Origin of the sequence: Sporolactobacillus terrae DSM 11697, from assembly GCF_000648615.1 — a bacterium.
Taxonomy (GTDB): Bacteria; Bacillota; Bacilli; order Bacillales; family Sporolactobacillaceae; genus Sporolactobacillus; species Sporolactobacillus terrae.
The window spans coordinates 1-23,241 of the sequence record NZ_JFZC01000047.1 but is presented as its reverse complement, the minus strand read 5'-3'; the positions used below and the strand labels follow the sequence as shown (position 1 = coordinate 23,241).

The 23,241-nt window shown below is 45.5% G+C and carries 22 protein-coding genes and 1 tRNA gene; 13 read left to right on the top strand and 10 right to left on the bottom strand.

Features of this window, described 5'->3' with window-relative positions:
* Positions 1-13 precede the first annotated feature (13 nt).
* Positions 14-1,201 carry a pyridoxal phosphate-dependent aminotransferase gene (locus AA84_RS0110320; protein ID WP_028977136.1) on the top strand — a complete coding sequence of 396 codons (1,188 nt, stop codon included), beginning with the start codon at positions 14-16 and terminating at the stop codon, positions 1,199-1,201.
* 247 nt (positions 1,202-1,448) lie between these two features.
* Here the strand turns inward: AA84_RS0110320 and AA84_RS0110310 are convergent, their stop codons facing one another.
* Positions 1,449-2,354: an SDR family oxidoreductase gene (locus tag AA84_RS0110310; RefSeq protein ID WP_028977135.1), complete on the bottom strand. Its 906-nt coding sequence runs from the start codon at positions 2,352-2,354 to the stop codon at positions 1,449-1,451.
* A gap of 167 nt (positions 2,355-2,521) precedes the next feature.
* Between AA84_RS0110310 and AA84_RS0110305 the strand changes: the two genes are divergently transcribed.
* Positions 2,522-3,301, top strand: a complete 780-nt coding sequence (locus AA84_RS0110305) for an outer membrane protein assembly factor BamD (protein ID WP_028977134.1) — start codon at positions 2,522-2,524, stop codon at positions 3,299-3,301.
* Positions 3,302-3,753: 452 nt separating this feature from the next.
* Here the strand turns inward: AA84_RS0110305 and AA84_RS0110295 are convergent, their stop codons facing one another.
* The 6 genes from AA84_RS0110295 to AA84_RS19185 form a co-directional block, all read right to left on the bottom strand.
* Complete coding sequence (locus AA84_RS0110295) at positions 3,754-4,689, bottom strand: NAD-dependent epimerase/dehydratase family protein (RefSeq protein ID WP_028977132.1); 936 nt, start codon at positions 4,687-4,689, stop codon at positions 3,754-3,756.
* A gap of 23 nt (positions 4,690-4,712) precedes the next feature.
* A complete protein-coding gene (locus tag AA84_RS0110290) occupies positions 4,713-5,375 on the bottom strand; it encodes a hypothetical protein (protein ID WP_028977131.1) in 663 nt (220 codons plus the stop codon).
* Positions 5,368-6,603 (bottom strand): glycosyltransferase family 4 protein, encoded by a 1,236-nt coding sequence (locus tag AA84_RS0110285; RefSeq protein WP_028977130.1) that lies wholly within the window; start codon positions 6,601-6,603, stop codon positions 5,368-5,370. Before AA84_RS0110285 ends, AA84_RS0110290 begins: the two co-directional genes overlap by 8 nt.
* A 266-nt stretch (positions 6,604-6,869) precedes the next feature.
* On the bottom strand, positions 6,870-7,640 hold the full coding sequence (locus tag AA84_RS0110280; RefSeq protein ID WP_081787945.1) for a DUF1796 family putative cysteine peptidase: 771 nt from the start codon (positions 7,638-7,640) through the stop codon (positions 6,870-6,872).
* Positions 7,641-7,776: 136 nt separating this feature from the next.
* Complete coding sequence (locus AA84_RS18650) at positions 7,777-7,968, bottom strand: glycosyltransferase (protein ID WP_223362342.1); 192 nt, start codon at positions 7,966-7,968, stop codon at positions 7,777-7,779.
* Complete coding sequence (locus AA84_RS19185; RefSeq protein ID WP_156031396.1) at positions 7,937-8,113, bottom strand: hypothetical protein; 177 nt, start codon at positions 8,111-8,113, stop codon at positions 7,937-7,939. The genes AA84_RS18650 and AA84_RS19185 overlap by 32 nt, the downstream gene beginning before the upstream one ends.
* 447 nt (positions 8,114-8,560) lie before the next feature.
* Here AA84_RS19185 and AA84_RS0110270 point away from each other — a divergent pair, with 447 nt between their 5' ends.
* Positions 8,561-9,550, top strand: a complete 990-nt coding sequence (locus tag AA84_RS0110270; RefSeq protein ID WP_081791765.1) for a polysaccharide biosynthesis protein — start codon at positions 8,561-8,563, stop codon at positions 9,548-9,550.
* 126 nt (positions 9,551-9,676) lie between these two features.
* Here the strand turns inward: AA84_RS0110270 and AA84_RS0110265 are convergent, their stop codons facing one another.
* Both AA84_RS0110265 and AA84_RS0110260 read right to left on the bottom strand, forming a co-directional pair.
* Positions 9,677-10,696: a Rossmann-fold NAD(P)-binding domain-containing protein gene (locus tag AA84_RS0110265; protein WP_028977127.1), complete on the bottom strand. Its 1,020-nt coding sequence runs from the start codon at positions 10,694-10,696 to the stop codon at positions 9,677-9,679.
* Positions 10,697-10,984: 288 nt separating this feature from the next.
* A complete protein-coding gene (locus AA84_RS0110260; RefSeq protein WP_028977126.1) occupies positions 10,985-11,344 on the bottom strand; it encodes a DUF4183 domain-containing protein in 360 nt (119 codons plus the stop codon).
* Positions 11,345-11,683: 339 nt separating this feature from the next.
* On the opposite strand from AA84_RS0110260, the gene AA84_RS0110255 reads away from it, so the two are divergent.
* Together AA84_RS0110255 and AA84_RS0110245 are read left to right on the top strand one after the other, a co-directional pair.
* On the top strand, positions 11,684-12,076 hold the full coding sequence (locus AA84_RS0110255) for a DUF4183 domain-containing protein (RefSeq protein WP_010024027.1): 393 nt from the start codon (positions 11,684-11,686) through the stop codon (positions 12,074-12,076).
* A 574-nt stretch (positions 12,077-12,650) separates the two neighbouring features.
* A complete protein-coding gene (locus AA84_RS0110245; protein ID WP_028977125.1) occupies positions 12,651-13,676 on the top strand; it encodes an NAD(P)-dependent oxidoreductase in 1,026 nt (341 codons plus the stop codon).
* A 322-nt stretch (positions 13,677-13,998) separates the two neighbouring features.
* On the opposite strand, the gene AA84_RS0110240 is transcribed toward AA84_RS0110245, so the two are convergent.
* Positions 13,999-14,565, bottom strand: a complete 567-nt coding sequence (locus AA84_RS0110240; RefSeq protein ID WP_081791764.1) for a GbsR/MarR family transcriptional regulator — start codon at positions 14,563-14,565, stop codon at positions 13,999-14,001.
* A 325-nt stretch (positions 14,566-14,890) separates the two neighbouring features.
* Here AA84_RS0110240 and AA84_RS0110230 point away from each other — a divergent pair, with 325 nt between their 5' ends.
* The 8 genes from AA84_RS0110230 to AA84_RS0110195 all read left to right on the top strand — a co-directional run bounded on the left by AA84_RS0110230 (position 14,891) and on the right by AA84_RS0110195 (position 22,931).
* Positions 14,891-16,096 (top strand): quaternary amine ABC transporter ATP-binding protein, encoded by a 1,206-nt coding sequence (locus AA84_RS0110230; RefSeq protein WP_028977122.1) that lies wholly within the window; start codon positions 14,891-14,893, stop codon positions 16,094-16,096.
* A complete protein-coding gene (locus AA84_RS0110225; protein ID WP_028977121.1) occupies positions 16,093-16,941 on the top strand; it encodes an ABC transporter permease in 849 nt (282 codons plus the stop codon). Before AA84_RS0110230 ends, AA84_RS0110225 begins: the two co-directional genes overlap by 4 nt.
* A gap of 10 nt (positions 16,942-16,951) precedes the next feature.
* On the top strand, positions 16,952-17,827 hold the full coding sequence (locus AA84_RS0110220) for a glycine betaine ABC transporter substrate-binding protein (protein WP_028977120.1): 876 nt from the start codon (positions 16,952-16,954) through the stop codon (positions 17,825-17,827).
* Between the two features lie 569 nt (positions 17,828-18,396).
* On the top strand, positions 18,397-19,350 hold the full coding sequence (locus tag AA84_RS0110215; protein WP_028977119.1) for a ketopantoate reductase family protein: 954 nt from the start codon (positions 18,397-18,399) through the stop codon (positions 19,348-19,350).
* 172 nt (positions 19,351-19,522) lie between these two features.
* A complete protein-coding gene (locus AA84_RS0110210; RefSeq protein ID WP_028977118.1) occupies positions 19,523-20,716 on the top strand; it encodes a phosphopentomutase in 1,194 nt (397 codons plus the stop codon).
* A 17-nt stretch (positions 20,717-20,733) separates the two neighbouring features.
* Positions 20,734-22,032 carry a pyrimidine-nucleoside phosphorylase gene (locus tag AA84_RS0110205; RefSeq protein WP_028977117.1) on the top strand — a complete coding sequence of 433 codons (1,299 nt, stop codon included), beginning with the start codon at positions 20,734-20,736 and terminating at the stop codon, positions 22,030-22,032.
* Positions 22,033-22,061: 29 nt separating this feature from the next.
* Positions 22,062-22,715 (top strand): deoxyribose-phosphate aldolase, encoded by a 654-nt coding sequence (deoC, locus tag AA84_RS0110200; protein ID WP_028977116.1) that lies wholly within the window; start codon positions 22,062-22,064, stop codon positions 22,713-22,715.
* Positions 22,716-22,859: 144 nt separating this feature from the next.
* Positions 22,860-22,931: transfer RNA gene (locus AA84_RS0110195), tRNA-Glu, on the top strand.
* Positions 22,932-23,241 lie beyond the last annotated feature (310 nt).

Sequence of the window (23,241 nt, the reverse complement as noted above, 5' to 3'; positions counted from 1 at the left end):
GAGGGAGTATACCATGATTGCGGAAAAATATAAACAAATGCTCGGTCAGAAATCAGTTATTCGCGAGCTTTCGGAATATGCAACAGAACGGGCAAAACAGATATGCGCAGAGAATATCTTCGATTACAGTCTGGGCAATCCGTCTGTGCCCGTACCTCAGGAATTTACGGATCAGCTGGTCAAGCTGGCCTCAAGCGATAATCCAATGGCGGTACACGGATACAGCCCAAGCCTTGGCATCACCTCGGTTCGTGAAAAAGTGGCTGCGTCGCTTTCCAGACGATTTGGTTTAAATTATAAGAAAGAACATATCTTTATGACTTCCGGTGCAGCAGGTGCCTTGGCACATGCACTGCGCTCAGTTGTGGCTGCGGGCGATGAAGTGTTAACCTTCGCACCGTTCTTCCCGGAGTATACCCCTTATGTGCACGGTCTCGATGCTGAACTGAAGGTTGTTCCGCCGAATACGGAAACGTTTCAGATTAACTTTGATGCATTCGAGGAAATGCTGTCGCCAAAAGTTTCCGCAGTACTGATCAACACGCCGAATAACCCATCCGGTGCGGTCTACTCTACGGAAACCATTAAAAAGCTCGCATCGATTCTGACTCAGAAACAAGAAGAATTCGGTCATGACATTTATTTGATTTCGGATGAACCGTACCGTGAAATTGTTTTCAACCATGTCGATGCGCCTTATGTCGCAACGTACTACGCGAACACGCTAACCTGCTATTCATTCAGCAAGTCGCTGTCGCTTCCCGGCGAACGGATTGGCTACGTTGCGGTGAATCCGAATTGCCCTGACGCCGAACTGATCGTGAACATGTGCGGACAAATATCGCGTGGCATCGGTCATAACTGCCCGCCGTCGATCATTCAGCTTGCCGTTGCTGAAGTCATTGATCAAACATCAGATTTGTCGGTCTACGAAAAAAATAAAGACATCTTGTATGACGGCTTGACCAAGCTCGGCTTTTCTTGCGTCAAACCGGGCGGGACGTTCTATATTTTTCCGAAGGCATTGGAAGAGGACGCCGTCGCCTTCTCTAAACGCGCGTTAAAGTATGATCTGATCCTTGTTCCGGCAGACAGCTTCGGATGCCCAGGCTACTTCCGCATGGCCTACTGTATTCCAACAGAAAAAGTTGAACGCTCGCTTGCAGCTTTCGAAAAGCTGGCGGAAGACTATAAACAATGAGAAACAGCTTCACTTAAGGTTGCCTGAATGAACGAAGTACGTTATGATCGTGAAACGGGACCGTCCTCTGCGGAAGAAGCCCGCTGGGAAAAGCTGGGCATTGTTTTCTCCGCTGCTCAAGAGGTATGCGGCTAAAGGCTAGTATAAAAGTAAAAAACGTATAAAATGAGCGTCTCAAAAGTCCGTGTTCGACTTTGAGACGCTTTTTGATGGCGAGTCGCTGAAGCTTGTCGAGCCAAAGCGGCATCTAAGACGCCATCGTTTGTCCGCCATTGATATGAATGACCTGTCCGGTGATATAGGAACCATCGTCAGAGGCGAGGAGGACATAGGCAGGAGCGAGCTCATAAGGCTGTCCAGCACGTTTCATTGGCGTATCAGCGCCAAGCGTCTGAACCGTATCGGCAGACCACGAGGCCGGTTGGAGCGGTGTCCAGATTGGACCGGGAGCAATCGCATTGACACGAATCCCTTGACCTGCAAGACTATGTGCCAATGCTCGTGTAAAGCTGACAATGGCCCCCTTTGTCGAAGCGTAATCAATCAGATTTCTGCTGGCAAGATACGCTTGGATGGATGTTGTGTTCACAATACTGTCGCCGCGCTGCAAATGGGGGATCACTGCCCGTGAGAGCCGGAACATCGCTTTGATATTCACATCAAAAGTAGTTTCCAGCTGTTTGTCGCTGATTGCTTCCAGTGATGGTTGTGGGAATTGAACGCCGGCATTGTTGATCAGAATGTTTATTTTTCGATAGCTTTGCAAGGCGCGGGACACAATCTGATCTGCGGCGCCGCGCTGCCTCAAGTCAATCGGCAGAAGCAGCGCGCTTCGGCCCAGCTTTTCAATGGCTGTTTTCGTAGTCTGAGCATCTTCTTCTTCCGACTTCATGGAGACAATGACCAGATCCGCACCTTCCTTGGCGAAGGCAACGGCAACAGCCCGACCGATGCCACTGTCGCCGCCAGTGACGATGGCAACCCTGTCTTTTAATTTTCCTGTACCGATATAGCTTGGGTTATCATAGATTGGTTTGGGATTCATCAAATACTCCAGACCTGGCTGCTGATCTTGGTGCTGTGCCGGGAAGGTGATCGGTACCTCGTGACACTGAGTCATTGAGCCGTAATAGGGTGATTCATCACGTTGCATGGTCTTCAGTCCCTTTCGTTCAAAGATCGTAACAGTGTACGCATCGAAGCGGGAATCAGTGCCTAAAGCGCATCAATTGCGTCAATCCTTTGGGAAAATGGATCAAAAAATAAAAAAAGATGTTAAGATTAAAAGAGCACAACATCATGTGAAACGGGAGGCAACCCATGAAGAAGACACTACTAGCATTATTCATAATCGTAGTTCTTGTCCTAGGTGGATGCGCAAATCAAGAGGACAAGGCTTATGACCAAGAGATGGAAAAAGGACAGGCTGCCTTGGTTTCTAAGGATTATGATGCTGCGGCAAGTGCTTTTAAGAAAGCTTTAACGCACAAAGAAAAAGATCATCAGGCAACGCTTCTTTTAGCACAGACCAACAACTTTATTCATGCAAAGCGTTCGATCAATCAGCCGGCGCAAACTAAAAAATTGTTGAACTTAGTCATTAACCAAGAAAAAGGTTCTGCAGTGCTTAAAAAAGATGCCATCGCTCTGAAAAAACAAGTGGTAACGATGCGTGAAGGAAGTGTGACGACAGCGTCAGCCGCTTCTTCAAGTATGTCATCATCCGAAGCATTCTCTGAGGAGTCCTCGTCAAGTGCAGTGAATTATTCGGATGAAACAGCGCCGCCATCAGCTGCTCCAAGCAGTTCAGGAAGTAAGGCAAGCCGTTCGTCAAGCAGCACAACGGAGGTTCAAGCACAACAGAAAGAGGCGGAGCTGGCGGTCATTCAAGCGGCCGGTTATTCACCGAATAAGGTGTATATCGATACGCGCGATGACGGTGCGTACTACTCAATGGAATTGAGAGAGAACCACAAAAACGACAGCGCCGCAGATTCTGATACGGCACCGTCCATCGGTTTTTTTCGATACTATAAAAATTCAGGGAAAGTTATGCAGTTAGATGTTTTAAGTAATAAGTATAAGGAAGTTAAGGATTAATCTGTCCAAGGACGGACGAATAAAAAATGGATCTGCCGCGTATTTCCGGCAGATTCATTTTTTACACTGGTAAGAAAGGATAGAAAATCAAAGATTTAAGGAAACGAGTGTAAGTGGTTCGGTAGAACGCCGCGTCCTGCGGCTCACCGAACACTAGGCCGTCCATGGCCGTCGCGGGCGGCGACTTTGCCTTCGCCAGAGGCTTGGCAAAGCCAAGTTTTCTAACAGGATAAAGTTTATGATTTTGTCCCGTCTTCAAGCCAATAGAGCTGTGTCTTGACCGAGAATCAAAGCGGAGGCGCTCTGGCGCCAGCGGGATCGCGCGTTGTTGATGCGTGCCAGCGAGATCCCGCAGATTCCTGCCTGTCTGAGGAGCTCGCGGTGCGCCCGCGGTAAGCGAGTAACCGAAGCGACGATTCAGCACCGAAAGATGTGTTGCGAGATCTGAAGATTTAGCCAAACCGATCTTTATTTAGGACTTCTGCTGCGTACGTTTTTCTCAAGCCATCCATTAACGAGTAGATTGGCGAGAAATGGAGCAGCTGCTTTGCTTTGGTATTATCCAGTGCAATGTGGCGGACGTCTGCCGGGTTTGGATCTGTATAAATGATGTTTAATCGTGATCCATGGATTTGCTCAAGCATTTCAATGAGCTGGTTGATGGTCGTTGTCAGTGAGGTACTGATATGAATAACCTCCCCGTCACCATGATTGACTGCAGCCAAATTTGCGCGAACGATATCCTTTACATAAATAAAGTCACGGCTTTGCGTTCCATCTCCAAATACGGTTAACGGTTCCCCTTTCTTTATCTGATTTATAAAGGAGGAAATCACGCCGTCTGTTTTTTGTGTGTGCTGTCTTGGACCAAATACACTGGCATATCTGAGAATGGTGTAAGGAAGCTGTTCGATACGATTAAAAAGACGGATGTAAGACTCTTCTGCTAATTTTGCCCATCCATACTTGGTTGTTGGTCTCGGGGGATCCTTCTCTGCGATCAGATCAGTCCGAGGGTCACCATATACAGCAGCGGTTGACGCGAAAATGACCTTATTGACTCGGGCAAGGCGGCAGCCCTCCAACAAATGGATCGTACCGTCAATTGTAATGGCGGAACCGGAATTCAGTGACGGTGCGGAGGAGGCTGCTGCTGTTTCTGGATGATCTGCTAAATGGAAGACGACATCAGGTTTGATCCGAACAATCAGATCCTTAATCTCCGGACTCGAACCGTCCATTACATGCACCGTGGCACGCGGATGGAGGGCTTCAAGGTGGCCTGAGTGCAGATTATCAATAATGTGAACCTCATCACCGCGGTTAATCAACGCATCCACGAGATGAGCACCGATAAATCCTGCACCTCCTGAAACAATTGCTTTCATTGTGCTGCCTCCCTAGTCGGTCATTACTTTATAAAGACAAATTTATAGTGACCGTTTTTTGAGGACTTCGGGTTCTGATCAACAGGCTCGATAATCTTCTTACTTGACTGAAGCGGTGTAATGCTGAGCGCAGGCTCGGTTTTCGGTACTGCTGCCTTTCTGTTTTCGTACGGGCTCAAGGCTGAACGCTTCTCAGGCTTAGGGGCAATGGTTGGTGTGACTGCTTTGGTAAGATGAATCCGTTGATTCAAATGCTTCGATGGATTGGTTTTCATGGCAGCGGCATATGGAAGGATTGTGTTGTCGTTTGGAAGCTCCGCGTTTATTTTGGAAACCGTCCGGCCACCCTTACGTTTTACATCATGTTTAACGTCTGTCGTCGCGTTGTAGCGCGCATCGATATTGCTCAATGTGCTGAGATCCGGAAAGGTATAACTGGTTGGCAGCGAATGAATAATCTTCTCGAAAATAGGTTCCGACATGAAGACTGTTGCGTCCTCCTGAGGCGGAGAAGTAAAGAGTGAATGCGTGTCTTTGATGTTTAAAAGCGTAGGATCAGTACGTTGCTCACTCATAAAGTCAGGCGTGTTGCTTGGTTTCTTCCCCCATGCTTTTTTCAAAAGATCGGTAACTTTCCAATAGCAGACGAGAAAAATATATTTGAAGAATTCAATCAGCTTATACAAGCTTCTCACCCTTTCTTTTGGTGTATATGGCCTGAAGATAGACGTTCAGAAGATCCTGAGTGCCGCGATCGATTGACCAATGTGTCAAACCCCATTTTCGAGCATTAATTCCGAGTTTTTTTCTCAAATGATTATCAGAGAGCAGCTGATTGATCATATTGAATAGTGCATCAGCATTTTCAGGCGGTGTCAACATGCCTGTCACACCCTGCTGAATCATTTCCGAGATTCCGCCAACATTGCTTGCAATCACCGCTTTGCCCGCTATTTGTGCTTCGATCACTGATAAGGGCTGGTTTTCAATCAATGTCGGCAGAACAAGTATATCTGCTTGAGTGAGCAGACTTGGCACATCCTCTCTTTTTCCTAGAAACCGCACGGAATCACCGAGACCAAGCGACAGCACTTGGCTTTTGAGTTCCGATTCTTTTTCACCAGTACCGACGATCCAGCCTACCCAGTCGTTTCTAATTTGTTTCAGTTTGGCTAATGCGTCGATGAGATAATTGACGCCTTTAAGTTCAACGAGCCTTCCGGTGTAAATAATTACTTTTTTGCCCTTCGGTGCCTCAAGGGTTGCCTTTTGATGTAATTTCTGAATAAAGCTCTCGGTATCAAATCCGTAATGCAGCACCTTAAGCTGATCTTTCGGAACATGGAATTCATCGGTCAGCATTGTTTGCAACCACTGATTGCAGACGATGGTTGTGTCTGCTGATACCGCTCCGTCGTGTTCCAACTCATCGTAGTATGTTCTGGCGAGATAAGCCGTTTCCGACTTGTGAACGGTTTTCAACTGACGTCTGATCTCGTGAGCAACGGATCCGTGCAGAGTGGCAATTAAGGGTGTATTTGGATCCTTGATTCGGCTCATTGCAACGGTGGAGAGTACATCCTGAGTGTGGATGATGTCATAATCTTTAACACCGAAATAAGCGGCGCTTAATTCATAGACATAACGCTGCATTTCTGTCCATTTCACTAAGAAATTAGCATACATTGCAGGATAATTTTCTTGCGTAAAATGGGCATCGATTAATGGAGTAACCTGTTCTCTTGACAGAACCAATCCTTTATTGATCACGGTGACGTTAAGGTTGGATTGATCGTAGCCAAGCAGATCAACTTCATGACCATATGACTCCAGCTTTTTTTTCAGCTGGGTCATATATTGCCAAACCCCGCCCACATGGGGAATGGACCAATAAGTGGCTAGCAAAATTTTCATTGTCCGCATCTCTCCTATGGTTGATATATTGTTACTGTATTGTGCAGGCATGATATTGTGTAGGCATGTTTCTTTCTTTTTGACAAAAAAATATTTTAATCGTCTATTTTTTTTAGGTTGGCGCTGATCGAAGCAATGATTGTGTTCTAGATCAGAAAGGTCTAATCCTGTACATTCTTTGTGAACAAAAAACAACGCCAAAGTGTCTGCTTGGTCGGCAGCTTTAGCGTTGTGCGAATTGAGCGTGATTTAACAGTTTCTGCAGTTTATCTAATATGAACCCCTTTTAAGACTTGAGCCCAAAGTGCGTTATTTCCTTCCCATCTTTCACCATTAGGGAACTCCAGTGAAAGGACATTGTCAAGCGGCCAGTCTTTGACAACGATCCCAGCAACGTTTGTATGGTTGATCACAAGAATGCGGAAGTCGCCCTTAACCAGTTTAGATAAGGTATCTTCTAATGCTAGAATTTCATCAAATGTCCCCTCGGTTCGAACAAAAAGAATCCGTTTGCTTGTTTCGCATTTGTTTAAGAATCGCTTAATTCGACGATCAAATTTTGCTTTTACTTCCGGATAGGTTGCCAAATAGGCTAAGGTATTTCTTTCTGTATCGAAGTCATGATTTGACATAATACCATACTGCTCCTCAGCGACTAGTAAATTTTGTGCATTGGCATAGCCTCTAATCGACAGATGTGAAGCGTCCATAAACCCTTCAAATCTATTTTTAAGCAAGCGATTGACATCATTCAGAGATGGCGATCCCATCCAGTCGATAACGCCGGCAAATGGACGCAGATTGTGTCTTCTTAATTGAATACTGGCTAAGCATAAGTCGCCTAAACTGAAAATCGCATCATAGGTTCCATTGATCGTTTTAAAACGCATGGTGCACCTCTTCTTTCTTTTTAAATGGACTTCCTTCTTCACTTGTTCAATTTCTCCCAGTTCCCGAAATTGTTTGATTTTAAAACGGGTTCTTGAAAACCAATGCAATAGTTTATATTTTAAGATAAACAGAGTAGTCCGCTTCATTGTTTAATCCGGTCCTCCTTTGCACTTACCTGTTCATAGACACGCACTAAATTTGGTACAGCATGTTCTTAAGACCAATGACTGTGCCCCCATTTGTTTGCATGGGTTCCTCGTTTTTCTCTGAGTCGGTTGTTGTCTAACAAAAGATCAAACGTTTCACATAGTGTCTGAGGATCACGCTTAGTATAACCATTCCGGTGACGCCATCAGCCACCCATTCAGGCAATCCGCCTGAACGGCTTACAACAACCACTTTTCCGGCAAGTTGAGCTTCAATGACGGACAGGGGCTGGTGGTCAAGAAGACTGCTGGGTTGTTTCAAGCTCATAGAAAACTTTGAGTGTGACGGATCCATACAATGTTGCGACGAGTGGGACATGCTTCAGCTTGATACGGCTTATGGCGACCGTTGCCAACACATCTTGTGTGTGGATGAGATCATAGTCGCTTAATCCAAAAGACGCTGCTGCCACTCATAGAAATTCATAGGAAGTTCCAAACCCCACCGACATGAGGAATCACCCAATACCTGGCAAGCAGTATTTTCAAAAGTCAACCCGCCCGCTTTCGCTATATGACATAATGTATTGCTCGATCCCGAATTTGGTTTGGATAGTTGACCTAAAGATCGAAATATCTCCGCTGCTTCTCTGTGAAAATAGCATCAGCGGGCGCGTATCTCATTTATCTTCAGTACACCGGCATTTATTCCTATTTCGCTTTAAATTAAGGAGACTGCCTATGACAATGAAACTAGGATTGCATACGTTATAAGAGTCGGCGCTTGATCAACGAAATCGTTCGATTCACCACGTGGCCATCGCGTAGCAAAGGAGCGTTCTTCCTTATAAAAACAGAAAAAAGCCGAACGACGACGGATGAGTTTAATAGCGTAACGTTGAAATTAGGAGGCATTGGACGTGTTGAACAATCAGACCATCCTTGTAACGGGTGGAACGGGATCATGGGGCTATGAGTTAGTTAGGCAACTATTAGATAAAGGGCCAAAAGAAATTAGGATTTTTTCACGCAATGAAAACAATCAATTTATCATGAGACAAGTATTTAATGGGGAATCTCGAATGCGTTTTATTATAGGTGACATAAGAGAAAAGGATGCACTTATTGAAGCTTGCCGAGGGGTGGATTATATTTTTCACCTAGCAGCATTAAAGCATGTCCCTGTTTGTGAAGAGCAGCCGCTCGATGCTCTGAAAACAAATGTGATCGGCACGCAGCATGTCATTGATGCAGCGATTCATTGCGGCGTGAAAAAAGTGGTTTATATCTCAACGGATAAGGCTTCTGATCCACTAAACTTTTACGGATTTTCAAAAGCAATGGGCGAGCGCTTGGTGATTCATGCAAATACATTGACCGCACAAACGAAATTTGTCTGTGTCCGTGGCGGAAACGTATTAGGAACAAACGGAAGTGTCATCCATGTCTTTAAAAGCCAGATGGAACAAAGCAATAAGATCGGCATTACCGATCCTAATATGACGCGCTTTTTCATGTCTGTGCAAGACGCAATTAAGCTTGTTTTGAAGGCCACTTATGAAAGCGTTGGCGGAGAAACCTTTGTCATGAAAATGTCTTCCTGTAAAATTAGTGATCTGGCACAGGTGCTGATTGAAGCTTCGGGAAGAACAAAGATAACGATTGAGACACTTGGTGTTCGTCCAGGGGAAAAAATTCATGAGCTGCTGCTTTCTTTAAATGAAAGTAGGAAAACCATTGTTTACAGCGATCAGTATTATGTGATTCTTCCAACCCTCCCGATTGAGGGTGTGGAAGAACATTACGCAAACTACCCCGCGGCAAAAATTGCAGAATACAGTTCCAAAGAGGGGTTAATGCGTAAACATGAGATCAAAGCGATGTTAGAGAAAGACGGTTTCATTAACTAACTCTGTCTCTCTTGAATGAATGGGCCGAACGCTTTAGCAATGCCAGGTGTCTGAATATAAAAAGTGCAGCGTGAAATACGTGCGCTGCACTTTTTACGTCATATGGAAGGGTAATGGAATGGTGCGTTACGCTTGCTTGGCGTTCAGCGCTTTTAACGAACGGGCAACGCGCTGTTTTTCGTCTTGGGTGTACGCAGAGGATGGTTTGACCCCGCCGAATCCGTCTGCAATACCTACAACTTGAGTGGGAGTCATGACTTGATCAACGATGAGATCGCCCCGGTTGCCGATAATCCCGCCGGACACCATATCATACCCCCTATCAGGGACGGTGATGCGCCCCATGACTTGCGAAAAGAATGCTTCTGCTTCATTGCTTAGAAGAAGCAAATGGTACAGAAAAGCAATCCGGACATCCAATCGGTAACATGTGACGCCTTTTGCCAGAGCGCCTTGAATGAATGATGCGGTAAAATTGTTAATCCCGCCGTCAATGACTAAGGAATGCGTGCTTAGCAGTGGTAAGTAGTTCGGGCCGATGATTCGTTCTGCAGATAGAAAGGAAATGATCATCGTGTAGTGTTGCTGAGGTTCTTGAATTGCTTGAATTGGAGGCGAAAATTTAGGAAGCATCAAATTGAGCGCTTCTGCGATTTGTGCAGTTTTTTGATGATTTCTGCTTTGCAGGTACACCTTTGCTTGCCGTTCGGCCAATCTCAAAGCGATTTTAGTACTTAAATTTCCTGATCCGACCACAAGTACGGACTTATGCTCCAACCGATCCGCGTAATGATGCCTAATGAGCAGATCACAGGATTCAATCGTCGCATCATTCGGTTTACACGTCAGGACCTTAGATCTTGTGATCAGTCGTCGGGCTTCGTGGATCAGTGTCAGGTCTTGTTTTCGCTCGATATCAATGAATATATAGTCAACATGGCCATCTAAAGCGCAGAAGCATGCTCTTGCTTGATCCATTTCCGTTACCAAGAAGTTGATTGCAGTAAATCCCATTGCAGATCGTCTTGGCAGCACACGCAGCCCGCTTGATTTTCGAGCCGTTGTACTGATAAAGGCGGCTGTTTTGGCGTTAATACCCTTCAGATAACTGAGTTCTCTCTCAATGCGTTGCGTGTCGCTCGTCATATAGATAAACCACCCACCCCATTGTAACGTTTCGCTTTGTCTGTACCTGCAACTAATCATAAAAAATAGCCATAAACAGTGTATTTAAGCAGCAAGCGGTTTATGACGGGAATTCATCTATTGTCATGTCGGTAATGCGTATCCTTTGCCTTAATGCGTTTAAAACAAAAAAAGTGCAGCGGTATTTATGCAAATGCACCGGCAAACCGTAACGGCTATAACGCGTGTGCGAGAACGGTATAGGCGCTGTTTTTAAAGTCAGCATGAACCGTTTCTTTGCATTTTCCGTTAGCGAATGGTAACCATTTGCAAAATGATTGGCGTTCCTTTAATTGGGATGTCCTCTGTACGGATGATTAACTTCCCTTGAGCAACGGCATAGCTTTGCTTGGATTGTAAAATGCCGTTAATGAATAAGTTCATGTAGGATACTTCATCAGGGGCTAAAATGACTTCTGTGCCATGGCCGCGAAGGGCGTCAGCGGATGTGTACACCCGTTTCCGCCCGTCGGATAACGTGTAAAACGTGAGCGTATCCACCTGTTGCGGATGCGTAAATAAACGTTTTGGGCCGCGTACTGCTTTTGGAAGTGACAGAAACGGCTGAGGAATGAGTGATTTTCTTTTTGCATAAAAACGGTGTTCCATTTTACTTCCCCTCTCCCGCTAACAGTATATGAGTACGCCCGGATTGAGTGCGCCCTGTTTTTTGATCGGCAGATTAGACGTATAAAGGCGGTGCACGCTGCATTCAATGAGGCTGTTGCTTGTTTATTTTCTGTCGGCATTTCTTTCGCGTGTGTTTCATGCCCACCATGATCCGTTTAGGTGTTTTTCTTATCTTTTTGTTTGTTGGCTTTCGTGGATGTCCTTTTTCCTTTTCGAGCATATGGTGTACTAAGTCAGCCAAGATGAGAGATGAGAACGATTAAGCAATGCGCTCCCTCTCAATAGAAATCTGATCTATCGATTAAAGGAGGAGATAGGATGGGCCTTAAAATCATTAAACCTGTATTCGAGGCGAAAACGAGCATCGCACTATCGCCGTCAGTGACCCGTTTTTTCTATGAACTGGAGCAGTCGGTGCCAGAGGAGACGGTCGTGAAAATTGATGCGGCGAAGTTCTTAGATGATACAGGTGCAGCGGTTCAATCATTTCCGGAACTAGAGCTTAATAATAGTTATATCAATGTCTACATTAATGGTGTCGTACAGATGGAGGACAATTTTGCTTATACAGCAGGTGAAAATGGAGTTGGCAACTTATTGATTACTGTACCTGAAGGATCAACGATTGCAAAAGGAACACCAATTATTATTGAAGTGGCGAACTTTGATCCTGTTCTTGCTGCTGATGCTGACTCTGATGAAAAAGAATAATTAATGATCCGTGATCCGCTTGAGGTTATTCATGGGACAGTTACATGTCCTATGAATAACCTTTTTGTCAAAAGAAAAGGAAATAGATGACTTTACTTTGTAGGACTACCATAAGCACATCCTGTAAAAGCAGGGACTAGGTGTAGCTTGGCTTCTCTTACATTTTGTCATGGCAGGGCAGGCCGTAAATGAAAAGGGCGGTTAAAGAAATTTTTTGATTGGACGAAATACGTTTTCCTCAAAGTTGCATCTCTATATTGATGTGAAGCTTGATGTGGAATGGCAACGCGCCGTTGCTGCAAACCACGTGCCAAAAGGGCATGATTCACAAAAAAATCACTTTTTCAGCACATTGCCGGATTGTCGATAATCACATGCAATGGTATACTTTTAAAGTGAAAAAAGGTTTCAGAATCGTTCGTTAAACAATAGGTTAAACTAACAAACGGTTGACTGACTGTTTGTCGGGCGTTGAAAAAGTTTTTCCATTGTGAAAACAATCACGAATAAGGGTACATCCCTGATGTTCAGAAACATCGGGGTAGAATAAATTTCTCTAGGAGGATGTTTCAGCATGGCTTTTAAAATTATTGCGTATGGTGTAGAACCTTATGAAGAACATTTGTACAGTGAATTGAACAAATATGGCTTTGAATTGACATTGGTTAATGATTTGCTTACTGCAGACAACGGCGATTTGGCAAAAGGTTACGATGGCGTATTGCTTTTCGTCAACTGCCTTGCAGATCGTGCAAACCTGGAAAAATTCAATGACTACGGCATCAACTATGTATTTACACGTACCGCAGGCTTCAACCACATTGATCTTCAGGCTGCTGCAGATCTCGGTATCAAAGTTGCCCGCGTCCCTGCATACTCACCGAATGCAATTGCAGAGCTTGCTGTTTATCTTGGTACGGCACTTCTTCGTCACACGGTTTACACAACTGCTCGTACATCGAAACTGAACTTTACCGTAACAGAAACAAACTTCAGCCACGAAGTACACAAAATTACGGTTGGTATCGTTGGAACAGGCCATATCGGCTGCGTTGAAGCAGAACTGTATAAAGGTCTTGGCGCGAAATTGCTCGGCTACGACATCTTCCAAAGCGACTTCGCTAAGAAATTGGTTGAATTCAAGGAATTGGATGAACTGCTTGCTGAATCTGATATTGTCAGCCTGCACCTTCCATACTTCCCGGGCAAGAACGAAAACTTTGTTGGTGAAGACTTCATCGGCAAGATGAAAGACGGCGCGATCTTGATCAACACGGCTCGCGGTGAACTCATTGATGAAGCTGCTGTTGTTAAAGCGATCAAGAGTGGCAAGCTCGAAGGCTTCGGCGCTGACGTATTGACCGACGAAGCACGCTTCTTCGGCAAAGATTTCTCTGATGGCACTGAATTCCCAGATGCTACGATCAAAGAATTGATCGAATTGTATCCGAAGGTATTGATTACGCCTCACGTTGCTGCAATGACGGATGTAGCCGTTTCAAACATGATTTCAACAAGCTACGACAACTTCAACGCAGCAATTAAAGGTGAAAGCCTTGGACGCGCAGAAGTTGAACTTCCTGAACCAGCAAAAAAATGAGTTGAGTGATAAAGAAGTGGCCTCGCGATTGCGGGGCCACTTTTTATATGATTTGTCTTGTAGTACGGCGAACAGCGGCATTTCATCAATAAGTCCGTTACAGACACGAAAGCGCTCCGGCGCCCGCGGCAAGCGAGTAACCGAAGCGACGATTCAGCACCGGGCGCTTTTTGCCCGTGGACTACAGCTTGATGCGTACGCGTAGCGTGCAAAATAAATAATGAATCCTTATTGAAAGGACCCCCTGAAGTTGGACAAAGGAAAGGCAACTTTAGGGGGTCTTGTTCATTGAAGGGTCAGCGCTGGTTGAGATACGCGCGCATTATTTTTTTTCATTGTCCATTTTCTTCTTCACAACTTGGTATAATTCATCGCTGTTCAGAAAATCAAAAAACTCGTTCAGCCATTTGTAATAATTTAAAATGTATTGATATTTATCCATGTCCGTTTGGATCAATTCGCGGTCGCTTTCGGAAAGCTCAGGATCATCCATGAGTCGCGTTAATTCGCTTAAGGATTGACGTACAGCCTTCATATTCATCGCAGTAACTTTTCGCCATTGATTCGAAAAGAAATCGGTAAAGATTTGGTACCAGTCGTCCTGAGCTTCGTACAAGTCTTTTCGAATCCCTTTTCTCCAGGCACGCTCAACCATATTCAGTTCCATGAGTGTACGTACGGAAGTACTCATGCTGGTCTTGCTCATTTTTAATTCTTCTTTCATATCATCTAAGGTCATCGGTTCACCATTGAAAAATAAGGTGCCATACAGTCGCCCGATCGAAGGGGAAACGCCGTAAAGATACATATTTTGTGATACAGATTCAATGACACGATCTCTTATGTTTTCAACGATCTCAGAGCGATCCATTTCATTCACCAACTTCATTGTAAAATTCACTACAGTTCATTGTACCCGTTGCTATTCTCTCTGAAAAGATGGAATTTGTTGCACATCTATTCATTCAGTATACATAGTTTTATCGGTTTGTACAGTTTGAACTGTACAAACAACTATGTTAACATGGTTTATGTTGCGAGTGATGCGATAAAAAAGTTTTTGGAAAAAATGTCGTGCCCATCCACGGTACACAGCAGCGTTTTGCGTGCTCCGAGTAAAAATAAATGCGAAAAATTTTGCGGAACTGAAGAAATTCTGTCTTTATTTTTACAGGTATTTGACAAAAATAAACGAAGAAAGCTGAGGTGTTTCAATGAAAAAGCTTGAGGTGAAGCAAGCAACTAAGATATTCGGAAAAAGTCCGAAACGCGGGTTGGAACTTTTGAAAAAAGGGCTAAGCAAACAAGCGATTAAAGAAAAAACTGACTTAAATGTTGGTGTGGCTGGTGCAACCTTTAACGTAGAATCCAATGAGATCTTTGTCATCATGGGCTTATCGGGCAGTGGCAAGTCGACACTTGTTCGATTGTTGAATCGGTTAATCAATCCGACTTCAGGAACGATTCTGATTGATGGCGAAGATATTACGCGAATGAATGCCGAGCAATTGCGCACGGTACGCCGTAAAAAAATCAGTATGGTTTTTCAAGGGTTCGCACTGTTTCCACATCGAACAGTTCTTGATAACACGCTGTTTGGGTTGGAGATCCAAGGCGTTGATAAAGAGGAACGAAAGGAACGTGCACGTCAAGCCCTCATACGTGTCGGGCTGAAAGGTTATGAGGACAGCTTTCCGGATCAGCTGTCCGGGGGGATGCAGCAGCGTGTCGGTTTGGCAAGAGCGTTAGCCAGTGATACGGATATTCTGCTTATGGACGAGGCATTTAGTGCGCTCGATCCATTAATCCGTAAAGAAATGCAGGATCAGTTGCTCGATTTGCAGAGCGATATGCAAAAAACAATTGTGTTCATTACACATGACCTGGATGAAGCGTTGCGCATTGGTGACCGAATCGCACTCATGAAAGATGGACAAATTGTTCAAATTGGCTCGCCGGAAGATATCTTGATGAATCCGGCTAATGAATATGTGGAACACTTTGTTGAGGATGTTGACTTGAGCAAAGTCATCACGGCCGGCCATATTATGACGCGTGCGGAGGCAATGACTTGTGACCGTGGTGCACGTGTGGCATTGCAGCTAATGAATGACAATGGCATTTCCAGTATTTTTGCTGTAGACCGCAATAAAAAATTGCTCGGTGTGGTGGATGCGGATGACGCTGCGGCAGCATCTAAATCAGGTACACCGCTGAGGGAGATCGTACAGGAAGTGAAACCGGTACAAGTAGACACTCATCTGAGTGACTTGTTTGAAGATATTTCCAAGTCCACGATTCCGCTTGCTGTTGTTGATGAACAGGGCAGGTTACGCGGACTGGTGCGCCGTGCCGCAATCATTCATGCTCTGGCCGGAAACACCGCCTTCACTAAGGCTGAGGAGGTTCAGAACGTATGAATGAAACGTTTTTGCCAAAAATTCCGATCGGCCACTGGGCTGATTTGCTGATTCAATTCATCACGGATCATTTTGAAGGGTTTTTCGGTTACATTGCTTCAGGAATACAGAGTTTTGTGGACAGTCTGGTCTGGATCTTTGCTTTAATGACGCCGATTGTTTTCATTTTAATTTGCGTGGCCATCGCTTTTTGGCGTCGCGGTATCGGAGTTGCTTTATTTACTTTGATCGGTTTGGTCTTAATTTATGATTTAGGTTATTGGGCACACGCGATGCAGACGTTTGCGCTTGTTCTGACCTCGGTTGTTTTGTCGATTCTTATTGGGTTTCCACTTGGAATCTTGGCTGGGATCAATAAAACGTTTCATCGCATTATGACGCCAATTCTTGACTTTATGCAGACCATGCCTTCATTTGTTTACTTGATTCCAGCTATTTTTCTGTTTGGTACCGGCATGCCTCCGGGAGTTGTGGCAACGATTGTGTTTGCCATGCCGCCGACGATTCGTATGACCGGACTCGGCATTCGTCAGGTTCCATCAGATTTAATAGAGGCTTCAGATGCATTTGGCTCGACCACTTGGCAAAAACTCTTTAAAGTCCAAATTCCAATAGCAGCGCCGACCGTCATGGCCGGTGTCAATCAAAGCATTATGCTTTCACTGTCAATGGTCGTTGTTGCGTCACTGGTTGGCGCACCGGGACTTGGTGCCGATGTCTATCTCGCAGTAACATCACTGCGTACCGACATTGGTGTTGAAGCGGGTCTTGCGATCGTGATTATTGCGATCATGCTGGACCGCATTTCACAAAATACGCGAAATAAAAAAACGGGGGAATCCTAACTTGAAGAAAATGAATCGTATCATGATGAGTCTGTTTATTTTAGTTGCCTTGACGCTAGCCGGATGTCAGAGTCAGAGTTCAGGAAATGCCGATGCGTTTGGCAATAAAGTCGATCACAAAATTATCGGTATTGATCCTGGCGCAGGCGAAATGAAACTGACCGACAAAGTCATTAAGGATTACGAGCTGAGCAATTGGACGGTACAGTCCGGTTCTGAGTCAACGATGATTGCTGCACTTGATAAAGCGATTAAGAAAAAAGAACCGATCGTCGTTACCGGCTGGACGCCGCATTGGATGTTCCAGAAATATGATCTGAAGTATCTGAAGGATCCGAAGGGTATTTATGGGAAAGAAGAGAAAATTCATACCGTCGTTCATAAGGGCTTCGAAAAGAAAGACCCGAATGCAACCAAGGTTCTGGATCAATTCTCTTGGACTGCTGATGATATGGGAAAAGTAATGCTCTCGATTCAAAACGGTACCGATGCGAAGAAAGCAGCCGCCCAATGGGTTAAGGATAATGCAGACAAAGTCAGCGCATGGACAAAAGGTGCTAATAAAGTCAGCGGCAAGAGCATCAAGCTCGGTTATGTAGCTTGGGCTTCTGAAATTGCCAGCACGAATGTTGTGGCAGCGGTACTTGAAGATTTAGGCTACAACGTAACGCTTGAACAGCTGGGTGCCGGACAAATGTGGGCTGGACTGGCTAAGGGCAGTGATGATGCCATCGTTGCCGCATGGCTGCCGACGACACATGCTGATTACATGAAACAATTTAAAAGTAAGGTTACCGATCTAGGTCCGAATTTGGAGGGAACAAAGCTTGGACTCGTTGTTCCGTCCTATGTAAAGATCGATTCGATCAATGACCTAAAAGATTGATCGAACGAACAAAGGTGTCTCAAACGTCAATTCATTTTGACGATGAGGCACCTTTTTTTCATCTAATCGGGCCGCATGCCAGCGGAACCTGTCTGAGGAGGCTCGCGGATCGTCCGCGGAAAGTGGGCACCAAAGTGTTGATTCAGGCCCCTAAAGGATAGAGCGAACTTGTTTGAGTAGGCATGGCATGTTTTCTCGACGGGTATTAATTCTTAAATATAAATATTCTTAAAATTCTATTGACATTCATAAAGGGATCATGTAAACTAACAACACTCACAAAAATTGTCTTTCAAGAAGGTTACCATTATGTTTCAGTTCAGAACGATAAAAGTAGTCGTCATTTTGATTAGCTAGGGCTCAGGTGCATCACCGTCGATAAACGATCGCGTGTACCTCGAGTCCTCTTCGTTCTGAGCGGGACTTGAGAAAGCCCCATTCAGAATTCCCTGAATGGGGCTTTTCGTATGGAAAAAGAGAAGCGAATGGGAGAAACCCATCAGAAAAAGAGGCAGGAAAGACAAAGAGAGATGAGAAAAAAGAGACTATACGAAAAGGAGACGAGAAGGATGAAGATTGTTGTGATCGGTGCAGGCGCAATGGGGTTAAGGTACGGTGTTCTGCTGCAGGAGGCAGGCAATGACGTTCATTTTGTCGACACATGGGAACCCAATGTTGAAGCGATCAAAAAAAATGGAGGCGTCCATGTGTGGCGCGATGGAAAAGATGAACGCTTTGTTGATGTCAGTATCAGCTATCCGGAAGAATATCATGAAGCACCGGAACTGGCGATTGTCTTTGTTAAAGACATGCATACGGTGGAAACAATGGAACGCTGCAAACCTTTCATTGGGGAGAATACCTATGTGATGACCAATCAAAACGGCTTTGGCGGTGCTGAATACATTGCACAGTTTGTGCCGCGTACGCGCATTATTGCCGGAACCGCAATGATTGCGACCGTACTGAAAGGGCCGGGTAAGGTAGACTTCATTGGTAAACGAGGCGGCGGTCATGCGCATATTGTCCGTGTTGAAGGCGAGCCGAATGACTTCATCTATAAGGTTGCCGACGAAATGGAAAAGGCATTAATGCATCCGACGGTTCAGAAAGACTATATGGGTACCGTCTGGACCAAGCTTGTCTTTAACTCGGTTGTTAATACCCTTTGTACACTGATGAATATTAAAATGGGTCAATTCGCTGCTTACAAAAATGCGAAAGAAATGGCGCGCAAATTGATCGATGAAGCCTACACAGCGATCGATGCAGAGGGCATTAAAATGGAAGAAACAAAAGATGCGCTGGTTGATCAAGTGATGTATGTATCGGAGGTCGGCAATCCGCGCCACTATCCGTCAATGCATCAGGATATGAGCACGAATCGGCCGACCGAAGTGGATTACATCAATGGCGCGATTGTCCGCCTTGCAGAGAAGCATGGACTTCAGGCGCCTTATCACGCCATGCTTGTCGACCTTGTTCATCTGAAGGAAGAATCCAGAAAATACAACGAAGAATGAACGAAACAGTGCAATGAGCAGACAGGAGCAAAAGACTCTGGATCAGGCCACGGAACGCCTGATTCGGAGTTTTTTGCTCCTTTTTATGGGTTGGGGTAAAATGGGAGATAGATTTTACGCGAGTGACAAATACGCGGTTTTTTCGAACCGTTTTACTTAATAGGAGGATCCCATGACCAAACGCTTTAAACGGATTCATATCATTGTCTTGGATTCGGTTGGTATTGGCGAAGCAACCGATGCAGCAAACTATAATGATGAAGGCTGCGACACCTTGGGCCATACAGCAGAAGCAATGAATGGATTGAACGTCCCCAATTTAACAAAGTTAGGCTTATCCAATATTCGTCCGGAACGACCAATTCAAGGTGTTCCGATTCAGGAGCAGCCACTGGCCTATTATACGAAAATGCACGAAGTGTCGGCTGGAAAGGACAGTATGGACGGGCATTGGGAAATGATGGGGCTTCCGGTTAGGACGCCGCTGCATACATTTCCAAATGGCTTTCCCGATGAACTGATTCAAAAGATTGAATCTTTCAGCGGCAGAAAAGTCCTCTGGAACAAGCCGGCGAGCGGAACGGAAATTATCCAGAAACTTGGTGAGCGTCAACTGAAGACCGGTGAACTCATTGTTTACACATCCGGAGATTCAGTACTGCAGATTGCAGCCCATGAGCATGTGATCCCGCTTGAGGAACTCTACAAAATTTGTGAATATGCACGTAAGCTGACCATTGATGAGCCCTATCACCTCGGCCGGGTCATTGCACGTCCATATGTGGGCAACTCTGCGGATACGTTTGAACGCACAGCCAATCGTCGCGATCTGACATTGGTTCCGCCTGAAAAAACCGCGCTCAATTTTCTAGATGATGCGGGACTGGATACGCTGGCAGTCGGGAAAATTAATGATATTTTCAGTGGCAAAGGAATAAAAGAAGGATGGCACACCGTCAGCAACGAAGATGGTATGGAGCGGTTCATTGCACTGCTTGACCGTGATTTTCATGGGCTAAGCTTCACGAACCTCGTCGATTTTGACGCCAAATACGGGCATCGCCGCGAGCCGGTTCTTTTTGGGAAAGCGTTGGAGGCGTTTGACCGTCAGCTCGGTGAAGCACTTCCAAAATTGAAAAAAGATGATCTGTTGATGATTACGGCGGACCACGGCAATGATCCGGGGTTCCGAGGAACGGATCATACACGTGAATTTGTACCGCTGCTCGTCTATTCACCATCCTTTTCTTCAGTCGAAGCGCTCCCCGTTCGACAGACATTTGCTGATTTAGGTGCGACTGTGGCCGATAATTTTGCTGTGGAAATGCCGAAAACGGGTGAAAGCTTCCTAAGTTTCTTAAACTAAATTCGAGGTGAGCCAAAATGAGAATGGTTGACATCATCACGAAGAAGCGAGACGGAGGCGTTATGTCTCCTGAGGAGATCCGCTTTTTCATTGAAGGCTATGTAGGCGGCACAATCCCCGATTACCAAGCCAGCGCACTTGCCATGGCGATTTGTTTTCGAGACATGAATGATGCCGAAATTGCCGAACTGACACGTGCAATGGTTGATTCAGGCGATACCGTAGATTTGTCTGCAATTGCCGGAAAGAAAGTGGATAAACATTCGACCGGCGGTGTTGGTGATACGACCACACTTGTTTTGGCGCCGCTTGTAGCCTCACTTGGTGTAAAGGTTGCGAAAATGAGTGGACGCGGCCTTGGATTTACCGGAGGAACGATTGACAAGCTGGAGTCCATTCCCGGATTTTCTGTGGAGATGAGCGGTAAGCAGTTCATCGATCATGTCAATCATGATCATATTGCGGTAATCGGACAAACAGGCGATCTTGTGCCTGCCGATAAAAAACTTTATGCACTGCGTGATGTCAGCGGTTCGGTTGAATCGATTCCGCTGATTGCCAGCTCGATTATGAGCAAGAAAATTGCTGCCGGCGCGGATGCGATTGTTCTCGAAGTAACCTGCGGCGACGGCGCTTTTATGAAAAATGAACGCGATGCCATACGCTTGGCCAAGACGATGGTTCAGATTGGAAAACATGTGGGGCGGGAAACGTCCGCAGTGATTACGGATATGGCGCAGCCGCTTGGCTATGCAATCGGCAACGCGCTTGAAGTAAAAGAAGCCATTGAGACATTAAAAGGAAATGGACCGAGTGATTTAAAGGAATTGGTTTATGAACTTGGCAGCCGCATGGTGCTTTTTGCCGGCAAAGCGGACCATTTGCCGGATGCACGCAAGCAGCTTGAACAAGCGCTTGCTCAAGGAAAGGCCTATGAAAAATTTAAGCAGTTCATCACCAACCAAGGCGGTGATCCGGAGATTATCGACCATCCGGAACGGTTGCCGAAAGCACAGCATCAATTCGAGTTTCGGGCATCATCTTCAGGAGTCGTGGCACGATTAAAGGCGGATCAAATAGGACTTGCGGCGATGCTGCTTGGCGCTGGGCGCGCAACAAAAGAAGATTCAATCAATCATGCGACTGGAATTGTCTTGCATAAAAAGGTTGGCGACAAAGTAAAAGAAGGCGAATCGTTGTTGACCATTCATGCGGATACTGAGGATATCGATCACGTCTTAGAAAAACTGGAACAGAGTATTTCGATAACCGAGCAGGCCGAGCCGTTGCAACTGATTCGCCGCATTATCAGCTAAAGAAATAAAGAATAAGGGTGATCAATTCGATGAATAAACTTGCGAGCTATATTGACCATACGGTTCTTAAACCAGAAGCAACAGAAGCAGAGATTATCAGAATTACAGATGAAGCCAAAAAGTTCGGGTTTGCCTCCGTCTGCATTAACCCGTGTTGGGTTCGTCTAGCGGCTGATCAACTAAAGAACAGCAAAACAAAGGTGTGCACGGTGATCGGCTTCCCGCTGGGTGCGTCAACGAGTGAAGCGAAGGCATTTGAAACTAAAGATGCAATTGCTAAAGGCGCTGATGAAGTCGATATGGTGATCAATATCGGTGCCCTAAAAAGTGGGCAAACGGATGCAGTAGAATCGGATATTGGTGCTGTTGTTGCAGCGGCAAACAAGCAAGCGCTTGTTAAAGTGATCATTGAAGCTTGCCTGCTTAGCGACGATGAAAAGGTACTGGCCTGCCAATTAGCGGTTCAAGCAGGCGCAGATTATGTCAAGACCTCAACCGGATTCTCTAGCGGTGGGGCAACCGTGAAAGATGTTGCACTGATGCGGAAGACGGTGGGCAGCGGAATTGGTGTCAAGGCAGCCGGGGGCATTCACTCTAAGGCAGATGCGGAAGCGATGATTGAAGCAGGTGCCTCACGAATCGGAGCCAGCTCAGGCGTGAAAATTATTGCCGCAAGCGTTTAAACCTCATACGATAAGGTCATCCGAGGTAAGTATCACATCCAGAAATTAAAAATAATTGCTTGAATCAATGATCAAAACTGTGGTATAATGTTTGTCGTGCTGAATGGGTGGTTAAAACGCCTATTCAGCGTGCAAACATGGTATAGGGCGTTGGGCAAGTGGTTAAGCCAATGGATTCTCATTCCATGATCGCGGGTTCAATTCCCGTACGCCCTCTAGAAATGAGATGCTCTCCGTAAACAGCGGGGAGCATTTTTTTTAAGGAGTAAGAAAGTATCTGATTCGTCTTTCAAACCAATAGACCCGTGTTTTGGCTAAGAATCAAAGCGCAGATTCCTGTCTGTCTGAGGAGGCTCCTGGACTGCCCGCGGCAGCGAGTAACCGAAGCGGTGATTCAGCACCGAAAAGACACGAGCCCATCACACATGGCTGGAGATTAAGGACCAAGCACAGCTTGGTTTTTCTCACAGGTAAAGAAAGTTTATGATTTTGCTTTGGTGTAGAACGATAAGCGGCAATTTCATCA